Here is a 14067-nt window from a genome sequence, read left to right on the forward strand (position 1 = left end):
GAACCAGATATATCCAGATCAGGAAATGACTGAGTTTGGTATCAAAATGCTGAAGCAAGTGAATTTGTTGAAGAACCGACAGTCGCTGAACCGGCTACCAAAGGAAACTCACATGAATCAAGGTAAAGTGTATTTAATCGGCGCGGGGCCGGGCGATCCGGGGCTGCTGACCTGCCGGGCCAAACAGTTGCTCGCGGATTGTGATGTGGTGTGTTACGACAAGCTGGTGAGTGCGGCGATTCTTGCCACAATTCCGGCCCATGTGCCCCTTCATCAGGTCGGCTACCGTGGTTATCAGGGCACGCATATTGACTATGGCATGCATCCGGATGTCATGGCATTCGCTTTAAAAGGCATGCGGGTTGCCCGCCTGAAAGCCGGTGACCCGTGTATTTTTGGCCGGACCACCGAAGAGTGCCGCGACCTGAAGCAAAACGGCATCCCTTACGAAATCGTGCCGGGCATTACCGCGGCTTTAGGTGCGGCGGCTTATTCCGGCTTCCCGCTCACCAGTTGCGGAATGGCCTCGGGCGTGACGTTTGTCAGTGGTCATAAGAACACCAAAGCACTGAGTGCGCTGAGTCGTCTCGGGCCGGATTGCGGCACTTTGGTGCTGTATATGGGGGCAAAAAAGCTGGCTGAACACCTCCGGAGTCTGGTCGAAAACGGACAAAGCAAACACACACCGATTGCTTTTATCAGCTCAGCCACCAGCGCCGATCACGGCTGTATTACCGGCACGCTGGAGACGATTGCAGATCAGGTCAAACAAGCTGGTTATCAGGGGCCTGCACTGGTGATTATTGGTGAAGTGGTGGCACTGGCTGATGAACTGGACTGGCGTCAGCAGCTGCCGCTCGCCGGTGTCCGGATATTGGTTTGTGGTCAGTATGAAGCGGTGACATTACTGCGGGATGCGGGGGCTGAAGTGATTGTCGTCGCAAGTAGCCCGGTGCAGTCTTTGATTGACCGCGAAGCGCTGGCGCATCTGTCTTCTTTGCCGGAGTTGGGCTTTAGTGATTTACCCGCATTCAGGACGTGGTGGCGTGCGGTTCAGCAACATCACTGGGATATCCGCAAATTTTCCATGCCGTTAGGCAGTGAAAACCGGGATGTCCGTAAGGCGTTAAACGCCATGGGCCTTTGCCCGCAACATTTATCTGACAAGGCGATGACGCTGACACTCAGTGAAGAACAAGCGTTCAGAGACAAAGCACACTTTTATCTGGCAGGGAGAGTGGTCAGTCAGCCGCAGCCTTACGCGTTACCAAAGGTTGAATGGGTGCTGGTGGACAATCTTGCTGTGTTCCGATCGATTGCGCAGCATCATCCTGAAGCGGTGCAGCAGGCTCAGCTGGTGCCGCTGAACGAAGCCGTCAGAACGTGGGCACTGGCCCATGATTATCTGACGGAACGGGATCACATGCCTGACTTTGTCGATGCCGCTGATTGTTCCGGATTGGGTGAGAAAGCCGATGTTGCATGAACTGTTTACCGGCACGATGCCGGGTTTACTGGCCGGTGCATGGCTATTGATCGGTGCGCTTTGGCTGGATAAGTGGTTGGGTGAGCCGCGGCGTTTTCATCCTTTGGCTGGCTTCGGCAATCTGGTGCAGCGCATCGAAGCGTTTTGCCGGGGCATGCCGGGTCTGAGTGAAAAACAACAAGGCGTGCTCGGCTGGTTACTGGCGGTGGTGCCGGTGGTGCTGATAACAGTTTTTCTGGTTGCGCTGGCATGGCGGCTCAGCCCGGTGGTCTGGTTTGGGCTCAATGCCGTGATCCTGTATGTCACCATCGGTGGCCGCAGCCTGATTGAGCACGCTGAGTATATTTATCAGCCGCTGCAAGCCGGGGAGATCGAACGGGCGCGTGAACAGGTCTCGATGATCGTCAGCCGCAATACAGAAAACATGCAAGAGAAAGACATGGTTTCGGCGGCGATTGAGTCGGTACTGGAAAACGGCAATGATGCCGTGTTTGCGCCGGTGATCTGGTTTCTGATTGCAGGGGCGCCGGGAGCGGTGTTGTTCCGGCTGGTCAACACGCTCGATGCGATGTGGGGTTACAAGAATGAGAAGTACTTGCACTTCGGTTTTTTCAGCGCAAAAATTGATGACTTTTTGGCATGGTTACCCGCCCGGATCACCGCATTGATTTATGCGTTTCAGGGCAGTTTCAGCCATGCGATGGATTGCTGGAGAACACAGGCGAAAGCGTGCAGCAGTCCGAATGGTGGCGTGGTGATGACCACAGGCGCAGGCGCGTTAAACGTGACGATTGGCGGCCCGGCATACTATCACGGGGTGTTGCATGAGAAACAGCCGATGGGCGTTGGTCCATATGCCACCGCAGAAGCGATTCCACGGGCAAACCGGTTGGTTGAGCGAGGCAGTTTTGCGTTGAGTTACCTTTGGCTGGCGTGCGTGTTGGCGGGCCTGTTCTGAGGACAGGCACCTTTTGATTGAGGGGCATCTTCTGAGGACAGACGTCTTTTGAAGAGGGATCGGCTTTGATGATAAGCGTATTTCGAATTTTAGGAGTGGTGAATGGCAATCAAACATGGCGGGAATCTGACAGAAGTCGCCGCACGATATGGCACCGATCCGGCGGACTGGGTCGATCTGTCGACCGGGGTGAGCCCGTTGACTTATCCGGTCGGGGACATCCCGGCATCAGTCTGGAACCGGCTGCCGGAGACCGGCGACGGGCTGGAAACGGCCGCAAAAAATTATTATGGCGCTGCGGATGAGCCGATCGCTGTCGCCGGATCTCAGGCGGCGATTATGGCGCTGCCGGGCGTCATTACGCTGGAAACGGGGCGTTGTGGCACTATCGCGCTGCCACGCGTTGGCTATAAAGAGCATCAGCATGCCTGGGGCAGTTTTGAGCGGGATGGCAATGAATGGGAGATCGAATTTTATGATGATTTTCCGACACCAAAGCAGCTGGAAACCTGTGATGTTGTCTTGCTGATCAACCCCAATAATCCCAGTGGCAGGCAGACCCCGCGCAGCGAGCTGCAAGCCATTCTTCGTCAGAAGCAGCACAAAGGCGGCTATCTGATTCTTGATGAAGCATTTGCCGATTGTACCCCGGAGATCTCGATACTGAACGGGGTGCAGCACAGTGAGCACCTGATCGTGCTGCGTTCCGTTGGCAAGTTCTTTGGTCTGGCCGGAGCCAGAGCCGGATTCGTGTTCGCCGGGCCGGTGATCAAAGCACTGCTGGAAGAAACGCTCGGTCCCTGGACTGTGAATGGCCCGGCCCGCTGGGTGATGAAACAGGCGCTCAAAGACCGTGAATGGCAGCGGGCCACAGCTGACAGGATTCAGGCCGCTTCACAAAGACTGAATCAATTGCTGGACCAAACATTCGACTGCCCAAGAGCAGGCACGCCGCTGTTTACCACGGTGTATGTTGACAATGCTGTGGCGTGTCATGATTTGTTGTGTCAGCAGCAGATACTGACCCGGCTGTGCGACGAGAAAAATGCGATCCGGTTCGGGTTACCGGACGGGGAAGCACAATGGGAAAAACTGACGTCTGCACTCGGGATGCTGGCGGCCGCCAGAGATTATCGGTTCTGATAAAAATACGAAGGCATCGGGGTGTGGGTGATCAGAAAATTATTTCGTGTGGTATGAGGCAGTGAACTTGTGAATGAAGGAAGCAATCGTGAGTGAAGCAACAACTCAAATTGAACTGGTGCTGGGCGGTGCCCGTTCCGGAAAAAGCAGCTATGCAGAAAGCATTGCCAAAGCATCCGGTAAACCCGTGGTGTACATTGCGACCGCTGAAGTCCGTGATGAAGAGATGGCACAGCGGGTGGCGTTGCACAAAGCACAGCGCCCGGCACAATGGCAGGTCATTGAAGCACCACTGGCGTTGTCTCAGGCATTAAAGGAACACAGCAAGCCAGACAACTGTATTCTGGTGGACTGCCTGACGTTATGGCTGAGTAATGCCTTGTTTGGCACCGCTGAAGGAGAAACCGGCCATGCATGGTCAGCAGTCAAAGCAGCGTTTTTGCAAACCCTGTCTGAATTGCCTGGTCAGGTGCTGCTGGTCAGCAACGAAGTCGGCTGTGGTGTAGTGCCGATGGGCGAAATCAGCCGTCGTTATGTGGATGAAGCCGGGTGGCTGCATCAGGCGATTGCAGCGCAGGTTGCCAAAGTGACGCTGGTGACTGCGGGGCTGCCCCTCACGCTGAAAGGTGCTTCATCATGAGCTGGCTGAACTATATCACCCTCAACGCCGTCGCGCCGGTGCCTGAGCTGCATCAAATCAGTGATGCCGGGGAAGGTGCAGGGCTGATGCAACTGCATCCCACCAGAGACACGGAACAAATTGCCTGTGGTCATGCCAATACGCGGTTAAATGGTGAATATCGCCCTTCCCCGGTGACGGGAAACGGTTTGGTGACACCAGCGATTCTGGTGCATGGGCTGTTTCAGGCACTGAGGAAAAAAGGGTTCAGGATTCGGCTGCATTGTTATCAGCTCGGGCTGGATAACACGCCGGATCTGACTGGCTGCAAACTGGATGAGGTGGTTGTCCATCATTGCCAAACCGGCGAAGAAGCCCGGCTGATGCAAGATGAACTGATTCCGGAACTGAAGCGGCAGGCCGAGGCAGGAGAAGCCCACCTGATTGCTGAATCCGGTATCGGCGGTACTACCTTTGCTACTTTATGGTTGCGTCGCTGGCTGGATCTGTCGCTTTGGTTTAGTGGCAGTACCACTGACCCGCAAAAGCTTGCGATCAAATCCCGGCTACTCGAATCGCTCTGGAATCAGTCATCCGGCCTGCCGTCAGATGTCAACTGTTTCAGGCAGGATCACGGGTTGTCTGACCCGGTGCAGAGAGCCTGCTGCACATTGCTGGAAACGGCGCTTCCGTCGCTGAATCTTGCCGGTGGGGTGATGATGTTTGCGCCGGTGATTGCGATGCATGGTCACACAGCAGTCAAAGAGTTGTCTTTGTTAACGACGAAATGGGTGCTTGATTCCCGCGATGCCCGGATTGCCGCTGCATCACTGCCGGACAACTGCATTTTCACCACATCAAAAGCAAGCTTTCTGCACTCTCAGTATCCAGCTATCCGCATGTATGAGCAGGGCTATATCATCGAAGGTTGCGGTTTAGGTGCCTGTCTTGTGTTTGCTGAGCAGCATGGACTGAGTGAACAGGAAATCATCGACAGTTTAGATCGTGCTGTGGGGCACTGGCTGGCTTGAATGGGATAGAACAATGATAAAAACATCAAAAGCTTTGATGGTGCAGGGCACCACCTCTGACGCAGGGAAAAGCGTTCTGGTTGCAGGCCTTTGCCGCGTATTGGCACGCAAGGGCGTGACGGTGGCACCGTTTAAGCCACAGAATATGGCGCTTAATAGTGCCGTCACTGTAGATGGCGGCGAGATTGGCCGTGCGCAGGCGGTACAGGCACATGCCTGTGGGATTGAACCCACAACGGACATGAATCCGGTGCTGCTCAAGCCAAACACCGATATCGGGGCGCAGATTATTATTCACGGCAAAGCACTGGAAGATATGGATGCCGTGACTTACCACGCCTTTAAACCACAAGTGATGCAATATGTAATCGAATCTTTCGATCGCCTGAAAAGCCAATATCAGAGTGTCATGATTGAAGGGGCGGGCAGCCCGGCGGAAATCAATCTTCGGGAGCACGATATTGCCAATATGGGATTTGCTGAAGCAGCGGATGTGCCGGTCATCATTGTGGCGGATATCGATCGGGGCGGTGTGTTTGCCCATTTATACGGCACGCTGGCGCTGCTGAGCGAGTCGGAGCAAAGCCGGGTGATTGGTTTTGTGATTAACCGCTTTCGCGGAGATATCAAGCTGCTCGAAAATGGTCTGGACTGGCTGGAAGAGAAAACCGGCAAGCCAGTGATCGGGGCGCTGCCTTACCTGCACGGGCTGATGCTGGAAGCCGAGGATGCGATTAACATCAGTCAGCTCAGTAACGATGAACCCCAACTCAAAGTGGTGGTGCCGGTGCTGCAACGCATCAGTAATCATACCGATTTTGACCCGCTGCGCATGCATCCGAATGTTGATCTGGTGTTTGTTGGTCAGCACCAGCCTCTGCCACCGGCTGACTTGATCATTCTTCCGGGGTCCAAAAGTGTTCGCAGCGATCTGGCTTTTTTACGTGAACAAGGCTGGGACAAGCAGATTGAACGTCACCTGCGCTTTGGTGGCAAGCTGATGGGGATTTGCGGTGGTTACCAGATGCTGGGGCTGCGGGTTGCCGATCCGCTGGGTCTGGAAGGACAGGCCGGAGAGAGTGCCGGGCTGGGCTATCTGCCCCTTGAGACGGCGTTACAAGCGACCAAACAGCTGAAACAAACCCACGGAACGCTGAGTTTACCCGGCCAAAAAACGGTCGATGTGTTTGGATACGAAATCCATGCTGGCATCACCCAGGGGGGGCTCAGAAAATGCGCCGCTTTCCCTGAATGGAGAGAAAGAAGGAGCGATTGGAATGGAAGGGCAGGTGTTTGGCAGTTATCTGCATGGTATTTTCGAGTCACCGGACGCATGTCGTGCCATTCTGCGCTGGGCTGGATTACCGGAGGCGCAAGGCGTCGATTTTGCGCAAATGCGCGAAGACGGCATCAACCGGGTGGCAGATGCGATTGAAGCACATCTTGATCTGCACAAGCTTTGGCCGGATCTGGAGGCGTTTCGTCAGTCATGAGTTCAGTTACTTGTCCTGCGCTGGTGGTGGCTGCACCGGCTTCCGGCTGCGGTAAAACCACCATTGTTGCCGCGCTCGCCAGATATTTTACCCGTCAGGAAAAGAAGGTCAGCGTGTTTAAAACCGGGCCTGACTTTATCGATCCAGGCTTTCTTTCGTTTGCCTCAAAGCAGCCGGTTTATCAGCTCGACTTCTGGATGTGCGGGGAAGACCACTGTAAACAGCTGGTTGCTGAAGCTGCCGAAGACGCCGACCTGATTCTGATTGAAGGGGTGATGGGCATGTTTGACGGCCAGTGTTCCAGTGCGGATATTGCGGCGACGCTCGGCATTCCGGTGCTGGCGGTGATCGATGCCGGGAAGATGGCACAGACATTCGGTGCGATTGCTTATGGTCTGGCAAATTTTCGCGATGATATTCACATGTATGGGGTATTTGCCAACGGTGTGGGGTCCGCCGGTCACGCGCAGATGCTCAAAGCATCATTGCCGGACACGCTGGCGTTCTGTGGCTACATGCCGAAAAATGCAGACCTTGCGCTGCCGGAAAGACACCTTGGGTTGGTTCAGTCGCAGGAACTGGAAGACTTGGAGGCGCGTTTGAATCTTGCTGCTGATCTGATCAGCCAGAGCGGTGATATTGCCATGCCGCCAGCGGTTGAATTTGAGCAGGTTCCTCGCCTGGAACAAGAACCCTTATTAGCCGGGAAAACCATTGCTATCGCAAATGACACGGCATTCAGCTTTATTTATCAGGCTAATCTTGAGTTATTACAGGCGCTGGGCGCAGACATCGCTCTGTTCTCTCCGGTGAAAGGGGACGAACTGCCCGGCTGTGATGCCTTGTATTTGCCCGGCGGATATCCGGAGCTTCACCTGCATGAGCTGGCGGAAAATAACACTCTGAAAGCGCAAATTCATCAGCATGTGGCAGACAACAAACCGGTGATTGCCGAATGCGGCGGGATGTTGTATCTGAACCAAACTCTCACGGATCTTGAGCAACATCAGGGGGAAATGTGTGGGGTGCTGGATGCACAGTCAGTCATGCAAAGCAAACTTGCGGCATTAGGGTTAGTTGAAGCTGATTTTTCAGGTGAATCATTGCGGGGACACACATTCCATTACTCAAAAACAGTCTCGAATGAAAACGTCCTGTGTGTGCCACAGTCTCAGCGGGGTAAAAAGATGGACCCGGTCTGGCAATATAAAAACGTGATTGCTTCTTATATTCACTGGTACTTCCCTTACAACCCGCAGCTCACTGCAAAGATGTTCCGGGGAGCCTTATGAAGCTTATCCTTGTCCGGCATGGTCAGACGCAGTGGAACCGGCAGCGGCGGATTCAGGGCTGGCAGGACAGCCCACTCACTCAGGACGCAATTGCGCAACTGAGGAAACTAAAACTGCCTGAAAGCAGACAGCCGGTGATTTACAGCAGCGATTTAGGTCGTGCACATCAGTCTGCCCTGATATTGGCCGAACCTTATGGTGTGGAAGTACTTACAGACTCTCGTCTGAGAGAAAGAAAATTTGGCGTGCTGGAAGGTCGGGTCATCGATGAAGATGAAGCTCTTTCAGACTGTTGGCAGGCGTATCATCACCGATACCAAGCACCCATGAATGCCGTACCGGGCGTGGAATCTGAGCGGGATTTCGAACAGCGCATCCGCTCGTTTCTGGCCGATCTTGCATCCATTTGTCCGCAGGAACCTGAGCAATGTATTGTGATTGTTTCTCATGGTGAATGGATTCGTGCGTGCCGGAATCTCATTCACGGTATTCCTTCATGGCATCAGGGGCGAGGGGTTGAGGGGAATGGTGTGGTGGTGGCACTGCCAACCGGAGCGGTTGTGTCAGTGCCTTCTGCATCATCATCTATTGACGGTATTCAAATCCCAAACCGGATTGTGAACAATCAAGCCTGCCGACACCAAAAATAAGCATGCTGCATAGAATAAATTCAAGCCTCGGGCATATTGTTCACTGCTGCTGAGATTCCAAATGTTCAGGCATTTGGGAATCACACCATCAAAATCAATAAGAATCGTATCCTTCAAATCATATCCTTTTGAATTATTCAAAATACAGAGCCCCAATGATCGATGCCCGGGAGCAAAACACTTGCCTGTTTTCATGTTCCCGGAAACTGATATAACGAAGTCAGCCCTTTTGTTTATTGGCTCTGGCCTGACGGATATCGATCACATTATCAGGCAGAGAAGCCAGGCCTTCATTATATTCATTGATGACCGCTTCCATCATCGCCTGAATTTCATCAATTTTTTCCGGATCTGAAATAGAGCGGATTGTCATTCGGCGGGATTGATTAAAATACTGACGAATCATCGGTTCTTCCTGGCTATCCAAATCTCCATACCGGGTTATCCAGTGAAGGAACATCTCCTCATCCGGAAAGAAACCGTTTTTATATGATTTAGTGGAACGAGTCATACTGTTGAGCCATTCATCAAAAGAGGCGGCGTCTTCATGATGTTCAGGCAGATGGCCTGTTTCGTGCGCCCAGTTCTCAATATGCCACGCGACATCATTAATATGGCTCTGAACGCTGCGATCTCCCCGCTGACAGAAATGAGGGCGCGGATGCTGACGGGCAAATTCATTCAGCATTGAATGGAAGCTGGCTTCATCGCACAGCTCAAACTCTTCACCCCGAAATTGCATATTATTAAATAATCGTTCCAGCCACTGATTGGCAAATTCTGACCAGTTGCCTTTTTTAATGCCGGCGAACACCATGGCATAACGCGTATGTACATCCATCGCAATCAACACATTTTTGCGCTGAACTTTAATGGCATGTATCAGCCATGAAGACACCGGCTGGTCATGATATAAAGTATCACCAATAGCTGGTGTTGGTGGTTTTTCTATGGGGGACTGTTTTTTCCCCTGACGCGTCACTGTAAAAAAATCTGCAGCGGCTTTGGTGCAGTTCAATACTAACATGTGAATATTCCTTTTTATCCGTTTGCTGCAGAGCGAGCTGTTCTGTTTTTGTCAGGCATTCATACCGGTTGAGTGAGCTATGCCCGGTACAACCACTTTGCCATATTTTGCCTGAGTGCTTTTCTGTTGAATAGTGTTATGGCCACGAATTTTGCTCAAGCTTTCCTGAAATGGAGAAATCTTCAAGATCAAACCGCATTCACCTTCACCGCCAGCCCGGCCCCGCGATTCAGATGCATCATCATAAAAACAGCCACCACCATCACCCCGGCAGCCAGAAAGAACCCCAATTGCGTGATACCAAAGTGACTTAAAAACGCAATCGCCACGTAGCTGACACTTTGCGTTAAGCTGGAAAACATTTGCAGCCCGCCATCGGCCCGTCCGCGCTCATTGATACTGACACAGTGATGCATCCAGTTAATCCGGGCAATGCGGTTGAGCGCGTTAAATGTGCCAAAGAAAAAAGTGAAGACCAGCAGCGGCAGGGGGGATGCAGACAAACTCATCCCGAGCACTGCGATGGCTGCAACGCCCATGGCGCCAATCATCACCGACTGAAATGAGCCGAGGCTTAATAACCGGTTGACCAGTAAACCTGTGACGAGCGATCCCATGCCAAATGCAATGTTATAACCGGCGAACCAATCACCTGAAATGCCTGTTTCTGAAAACCAGATCGGGACTAATTTGGAAAGGAAGGTCAAGACCGGATAGCTTAATACCGACAGCATCACGAATACATAAAACCGGGGTTGCTGCGTGAAAATCTCCCGGCTTTGTTTCATCTGTGTGACGAACGAGGCCGATGCTGACCGGTGCAACTGACGCCGGTAAGGGGTGAGTACATAACTGAGAGTCGCAATGCCTGAAGCTATGGCCGCGAAGCCGGAGAACTCAAACATCCCCCAGCGCTCCAGTAACACCACACCGAGTGCACCCGAGCCTAACGTGGTCACCTGCATGATGACTTCCTGCTTGCCGGAGATTGAACCATATTCGTGTTGATCAAAGTGCTCCTGAGTAAACGCATTATTGGTTGACCATCCGAGATTGGAAGAGGTCCAGAACACCAGCTGAGCCGTTGCCAGCAATCCGTCAGAATGATACCCGGCCCAATAAGCCACAGCGACAGTCGCGGCTGTGGTGGTTTGAATAAACTGAACCCAGATCAGGATTTGTTTTCTTGAAAAGCGGTCAATCAGCGTTGAAAAAACCGGGGTCAGGATAAAAGAGAGTGCTGTACATCCGAGCGCAACCATCGCGACAAAAGTGCCCATGCCAGGCGAAGACAGCATCGCCCACGGCAGTGCCATCATGAATAATCCGGAAGAAATACCATCAAAAAATTGTCCTGATAAATACGCACTTGCGCCGGTTTTTTTATGGCTCTTTTCTTTATGACTCTTTTTTTTATATAACGGCATACTCTTATTCCCAATCAGATTGAATTGGTGCTACGTTAATACCTCAGGTTAACTTGAGGTAAAGCACTTTTTCATTCCATTTGAAAACAGTGCAGACGGATGGAGGGCGTAAGATGGAAATGACCGTTGGCGAAGTGGCGAAAAGAGCGGGTGTGAAGGTTTCAACCTTACATTTTTATGAGCAAAAAGGGCTGATTTACAGCTGGCGGAATCAGGGCAATCAGCGTCGCTATCATCGCAATGTGTTGCGCAGAATTGCTGTGATCAAAGCGGCACAAATGGTGGGGCTGACTTTAGAAGAAATCGCAGGGGCATTATCTGAGTTGCCAAAACATCAGGCCCCCAGCCGCCAGCAATGGTCGCAAATGGCGTCAAACTGGAATGCCATGCTTGAGCACCGGATTCAGCAGCTGAAGGCGTTGCAAAATGATCTGGGCGGGTGTATTGGCTGTGGCTGTTTATCGATGGACTCATGCGCGATCTACAACCCTCAGGATATCCGCGCACAGACGTTTGCGGACAAAACCCGGTTAATTGCACCGGAGGAGTGGGATGATGATACATAGCGTGGTGACTTCTCTGATTGACATATCTCAATTCTCAATATATTATTTTTCTGTCTATTGACATATGTCAATATGGGTTTTCATTACAGCCGACTCAGGGAAGGAATAAAAGCATGGAAATCTTTGGTCACGACATCACACTGATTATATTAATTGCATTAATGGTATCGGCCTTTGCAGCTGGTTTTATGGATGCTGTTGCTGGTGGGGGCGGACTCATTCTGGTGCCCTCTTTTATTCTTGCCGGATTACCACCTCAACTGGCGCTCGGACAGGAAAAAATGGTCAGTACTCTGGGTACCATTGCCGCCATACGCAATTTTGTCCGCAATAAAAAAGTGGTCTGGGCTGCTGTTGCAACCGGAATCCCTGCCGGGTTGATTGGTGCCTACGTGGGTGCTAAAGCCATTCTCTATTTCGACCCGGACATGATCGGTAAAATTATTCTGATGATGCTGCCGTTTGGGATTCTTTTGTCCTTCATCCCGAAAAAGAACCGCAATGAAACACATGGTACCCCAATCAACAGAAGTGTGATTTTATTCGGTGTGCCAGCTGCTGTTTTTGTGATTGGTTTTTATGATGGGTTTTTTGGCCCGGGAACAGGCAGCTTTCTGATTTTAGCGTTGCACTATTTACTGCGGTTCGATTTAGTGTCTTCATCCGCCACTTCTAAAATGTTTAACTTTTCCTCAAACATCGGGGCGCTGATTGCTTTTGTACTGGCTGGCCATGTGCTTTACGGGCTGGCAATCCCTTTAGTCGTGATGAACTTGCTGGGGAATCATGTGGGGAGCACTTCAGCAATGAAGTATGGTGCAAAACTGATTCAACGTACGATCTCAGTCTCGCTCAGTTTACTGATGCTTTCATTAGGCTATAAATTTTTCATATAAAGTGGTATCAGCTGACCATCATCACTTAATTTACTGCAAACTAACAGTGCTACGTGTTGTGAGTCATGCTTTAGCAAGTGGTTATTTGTTGGAATTCTGCGATTGACGGAAAGCATCCGTCCCCATAAGCCGTCTTTGTCCTTATCATTCTCACAAAAAGAGCCACAAGCGTGGCTCTGAGTTAACTTAGTTTCGAACAACGATGTTATTCCGGCACTTCCACTTTCAGCATAGTGACTTCTCTGATTGATGCGTGAATGGTGAGCAGCTTATTCAGGTAAAGCAGCACTTCACGGGCTTGTGGGCTTTTTTGGTTCATCTCATTGAGATGATCTTCAAGCTGGATCAGATATTCGCGGGCTTTCTGTGAAAGATTTGGATCGTAAGTGATTGTTGCAGGCATAAGTGCCTCCTATGTCATCGATAAACGATCACCACTCAGAGGTGCTAAGAATGGGTGGTGAACTGGGCCGAGGTTAGCACTACCGTGACATAGGAAACGGCCTGACCTGAGTCAGCCTCATGCCCAGCCCACCATGATTTGATAAGAATCCTGTCTGAAGAATAGACAAAATCGTAAAATTCAGGTGTACAAAAGCAACATATAAAAAAAGCCAGCATCACGCTGGCACTTACATGCCCTATATCAACCGGGGTGCTAATCCCGTCACCGGATTTTGCCGGCGAGCGGGTAGGATAATCCCGGTGTGGGTGGGTGTCAACTGACTGCCTCAGTTGAATCAGGTAAACAAAGCATACTGAAAAGGAGATACCATGTTTAAGCCTGAAACCGGTCGACTGATTTTACGGGATATGACAATGGATGAGAGTGCATTCTCATCAAAAGCCAGAATAAGCAATGCAAAGAGCGTTGCGGAAAGCCGGTGCGATCAGTAGACTTGCGCTGGCTGAATCGCCTGACTTTGGGGGCGTACTCAATATGAATTTTTGATAATGCTACCGCCGACCGATATTGAATGTGATGGAGATGTATATGAACAGTAGCTGGGCCAACTTCTTTCCGTACTTTGCCGGAGCGCTTAAGCTGATTGTATTAGGTATTGGCGCCTACTTCGCGATTAAATGGCATTTTGATGAAGAGAGGAGGGTGAGGGAAGCTGAAGGCGTGGTATTTGACAAACCAAGATTTATCAAAAAGCTGGCAATAAGGCTAACCCTCCCGGTTCTTCTTGTTATTCTGGTCCTGCTGGTTATTTACGCGACTAACTGGTATCTCGACTGACGGGATTTATTGATACGATCAATATTGTGCCATTTCAGGTGACTACAGGTCCGGCGGTGAAAGATAAACACGCCCCGGTGCCCGCCAAAGGCGTTTCCCCAAAGGTCTTTCCCGCCCGGATAAAAGTGCCTGTCCCCAGAAGTACACTGACCAGCTTTGGGTGGAATGTGACGGTTTGGCCGGCTCAACAGCCATCCAAGTTTCAGTAACCACCCAAGTATTAACAATCACATCAA

Annotated in this window: 15 protein-coding genes and 1 pseudogene; 12 read left to right on the top strand and 4 right to left on the bottom strand. The window is 51.4% G+C overall.

Annotated features, from left to right (window positions below; genetic code table 11):
- The first annotated feature begins 112 nt into the window (after nucleotides 1-112).
- From cobA to OCV29_RS18325, 8 genes and pseudogenes are all read left to right on the top strand, one after another.
- Nucleotides 113-1486, top strand: a complete 1374-nt coding sequence (gene cobA / locus OCV29_RS18290) for a uroporphyrinogen-III C-methyltransferase (RefSeq protein WP_084193460.1) — start codon at nucleotides 113-115, stop codon at nucleotides 1484-1486.
- The gene (gene cbiB / locus OCV29_RS18295) at nucleotides 1476-2444 is read left to right on the top strand and encodes an adenosylcobinamide-phosphate synthase CbiB (protein WP_217653328.1); all 969 of its coding nucleotides are present in this window, start codon (nucleotides 1476-1478) and stop codon (nucleotides 2442-2444) included. Before cobA ends, cbiB begins: the two co-directional genes overlap by 11 nt.
- 102 nt (nucleotides 2445-2546) lie before the next feature.
- On the top strand, nucleotides 2547-3587 hold the full coding sequence (gene cobD / locus OCV29_RS18300; protein ID WP_073605136.1) for a threonine-phosphate decarboxylase CobD: 1041 nt from the start codon (nucleotides 2547-2549) through the stop codon (nucleotides 3585-3587).
- Nucleotides 3588-3675: 88 nt separating this feature from the next.
- Nucleotides 3676-4227 (top strand): bifunctional adenosylcobinamide kinase/adenosylcobinamide-phosphate guanylyltransferase, encoded by a 552-nt coding sequence (gene cobU, locus OCV29_RS18305; protein WP_245796949.1) that lies wholly within the window; start codon nucleotides 3676-3678, stop codon nucleotides 4225-4227.
- On the top strand, nucleotides 4224-5237 hold the full coding sequence (locus OCV29_RS18310; RefSeq protein WP_073605134.1) for a nicotinate-nucleotide--dimethylbenzimidazole phosphoribosyltransferase family protein: 1014 nt from the start codon (nucleotides 4224-4226) through the stop codon (nucleotides 5235-5237). The genes cobU and OCV29_RS18310 overlap by 4 nt, the downstream gene beginning before the upstream one ends.
- 13 nt (nucleotides 5238-5250) lie before the next feature.
- A pseudogene (locus OCV29_RS18315) lies at nucleotides 5251-6730 on the top strand (cobyric acid synthase).
- Nucleotides 6727-8022 carry a cobyrinate a,c-diamide synthase gene (locus tag OCV29_RS18320; RefSeq protein ID WP_073605133.1) on the top strand — a complete coding sequence of 432 codons (1296 nt, stop codon included), beginning with the start codon at nucleotides 6727-6729 and terminating at the stop codon, nucleotides 8020-8022. The pseudogene OCV29_RS18315 and the gene OCV29_RS18320 overlap by 4 nt, the downstream one beginning before the upstream one ends.
- Nucleotides 8019-8672 (top strand): histidine phosphatase family protein, encoded by a 654-nt coding sequence (locus OCV29_RS18325; RefSeq protein ID WP_073605132.1) that lies wholly within the window; start codon nucleotides 8019-8021, stop codon nucleotides 8670-8672. Before OCV29_RS18320 ends, OCV29_RS18325 begins: the two co-directional genes overlap by 4 nt.
- A 220-nt stretch (nucleotides 8673-8892) precedes the next feature.
- Here the strand turns inward: OCV29_RS18325 and OCV29_RS18330 are convergent, their stop codons facing one another.
- The gene (locus OCV29_RS18330) at nucleotides 8893-9699 is read right to left on the bottom strand and encodes a DUF6933 domain-containing protein (protein ID WP_073605130.1); all 807 of its coding nucleotides are present in this window, start codon (nucleotides 9697-9699) and stop codon (nucleotides 8893-8895) included.
- A 188-nt stretch (nucleotides 9700-9887) separates the two neighbouring features.
- Complete coding sequence (locus tag OCV29_RS18335; RefSeq protein WP_073605129.1) at nucleotides 9888-11126, bottom strand: MFS transporter; 1239 nt, start codon at nucleotides 11124-11126, stop codon at nucleotides 9888-9890.
- Nucleotides 11127-11239: 113 nt separating this feature from the next.
- Between OCV29_RS18335 and soxR the strand changes: the two genes are divergently transcribed.
- The gene (gene soxR / locus OCV29_RS18340; RefSeq protein WP_073605128.1) at nucleotides 11240-11692 is read left to right on the top strand and encodes a redox-sensitive transcriptional activator SoxR; all 453 of its coding nucleotides are present in this window, start codon (nucleotides 11240-11242) and stop codon (nucleotides 11690-11692) included.
- A gap of 113 nt (nucleotides 11693-11805) precedes the next feature.
- The gene (locus OCV29_RS18345) at nucleotides 11806-12588 is read left to right on the top strand and encodes a TSUP family transporter (RefSeq protein ID WP_073605127.1); all 783 of its coding nucleotides are present in this window, start codon (nucleotides 11806-11808) and stop codon (nucleotides 12586-12588) included.
- Nucleotides 12589-12793: 205 nt separating this feature from the next.
- Here OCV29_RS18345 and OCV29_RS18350 read toward each other — a convergent pair whose 3' ends face one another.
- Nucleotides 12794-12991, bottom strand: coding sequence for a hypothetical protein (locus tag OCV29_RS18350; RefSeq protein ID WP_073605126.1), 198 nt, complete (start codon nucleotides 12989-12991; stop codon nucleotides 12794-12796).
- 371 nt (nucleotides 12992-13362) lie between these two features.
- Between OCV29_RS18350 and OCV29_RS18355 the strand changes: the two genes are divergently transcribed.
- Nucleotides 13363-13485, top strand: coding sequence for a hypothetical protein (locus OCV29_RS18355; protein WP_261887420.1), 123 nt, complete (start codon nucleotides 13363-13365; stop codon nucleotides 13483-13485).
- Between the two features lie 97 nt (nucleotides 13486-13582).
- Nucleotides 13583-13831, top strand: a complete 249-nt coding sequence (locus OCV29_RS18360) for a hypothetical protein (protein ID WP_073605125.1) — start codon at nucleotides 13583-13585, stop codon at nucleotides 13829-13831.
- On the opposite strand, the gene OCV29_RS18365 is transcribed toward OCV29_RS18360, so the two are convergent.
- Nucleotides 13804-14058: a hypothetical protein gene (locus OCV29_RS18365; RefSeq protein WP_175561589.1), complete on the bottom strand. Its 255-nt coding sequence runs from the start codon at nucleotides 14056-14058 to the stop codon at nucleotides 13804-13806. The two genes, OCV29_RS18360 and OCV29_RS18365, sit on opposite strands and share 28 nt — an antisense overlap.
- Between the last annotated feature and the right edge of the window lie 9 nt (nucleotides 14059-14067).

It is taken from the genome of Vibrio aerogenes (assembly GCF_024346755.1).
Lineage (GTDB): Bacteria > Pseudomonadota > Gammaproteobacteria > Enterobacterales > Vibrionaceae > Vibrio > Vibrio aerogenes.

Excerpts from the sequence above, each read along its gene's own strand:
- cobA (WP_084193460.1), top strand. The coding sequence starts at position 113 with ATGAATCAAGGTAAAGTGTATTTAATCGGCGCGGGGCCGGGCGATCCG.
- cbiB (WP_217653328.1), top strand. The coding sequence starts at position 1,476 with ATGTTGCATGAACTGTTTACCGGCACGATGCCGGGTTTACTGGCCGGT.
- cobD (WP_073605136.1), top strand. The coding sequence starts at position 2,547 with ATGGCAATCAAACATGGCGGGAATCTGACAGAAGTCGCCGCACGATAT.
- OCV29_RS18310 (WP_073605134.1), top strand. The coding sequence starts at position 4,224 with ATGAGCTGGCTGAACTATATCACCCTCAACGCCGTCGCGCCGGTGCCT.
- OCV29_RS18320 (WP_073605133.1), top strand. The coding sequence starts at position 6,727 with ATGAGTTCAGTTACTTGTCCTGCGCTGGTGGTGGCTGCACCGGCTTCC.
- OCV29_RS18325 (WP_073605132.1), top strand. The coding sequence starts at position 8,019 with ATGAAGCTTATCCTTGTCCGGCATGGTCAGACGCAGTGGAACCGGCAG.
- OCV29_RS18330 (WP_073605130.1), bottom strand. The coding sequence starts at position 9,699 with ATGTTAGTATTGAACTGCACCAAAGCCGCTGCAGATTTTTTTACAGTG.
- OCV29_RS18335 (WP_073605129.1), bottom strand. The coding sequence starts at position 11,126 with ATGCCGTTATATAAAAAAAAGAGTCATAAAGAAAAGAGCCATAAAAAA.
- soxR (WP_073605128.1), top strand. The coding sequence starts at position 11,240 with ATGGAAATGACCGTTGGCGAAGTGGCGAAAAGAGCGGGTGTGAAGGTT.
- OCV29_RS18345 (WP_073605127.1), top strand. The coding sequence starts at position 11,806 with ATGGAAATCTTTGGTCACGACATCACACTGATTATATTAATTGCATTA.
- OCV29_RS18350 (WP_073605126.1), bottom strand. The coding sequence starts at position 12,991 with ATGCCTGCAACAATCACTTACGATCCAAATCTTTCACAGAAAGCCCGC.
- OCV29_RS18355 (WP_261887420.1), top strand. The coding sequence starts at position 13,363 with ATGTTTAAGCCTGAAACCGGTCGACTGATTTTACGGGATATGACAATG.
- OCV29_RS18360 (WP_073605125.1), top strand. The coding sequence starts at position 13,583 with ATGAACAGTAGCTGGGCCAACTTCTTTCCGTACTTTGCCGGAGCGCTT.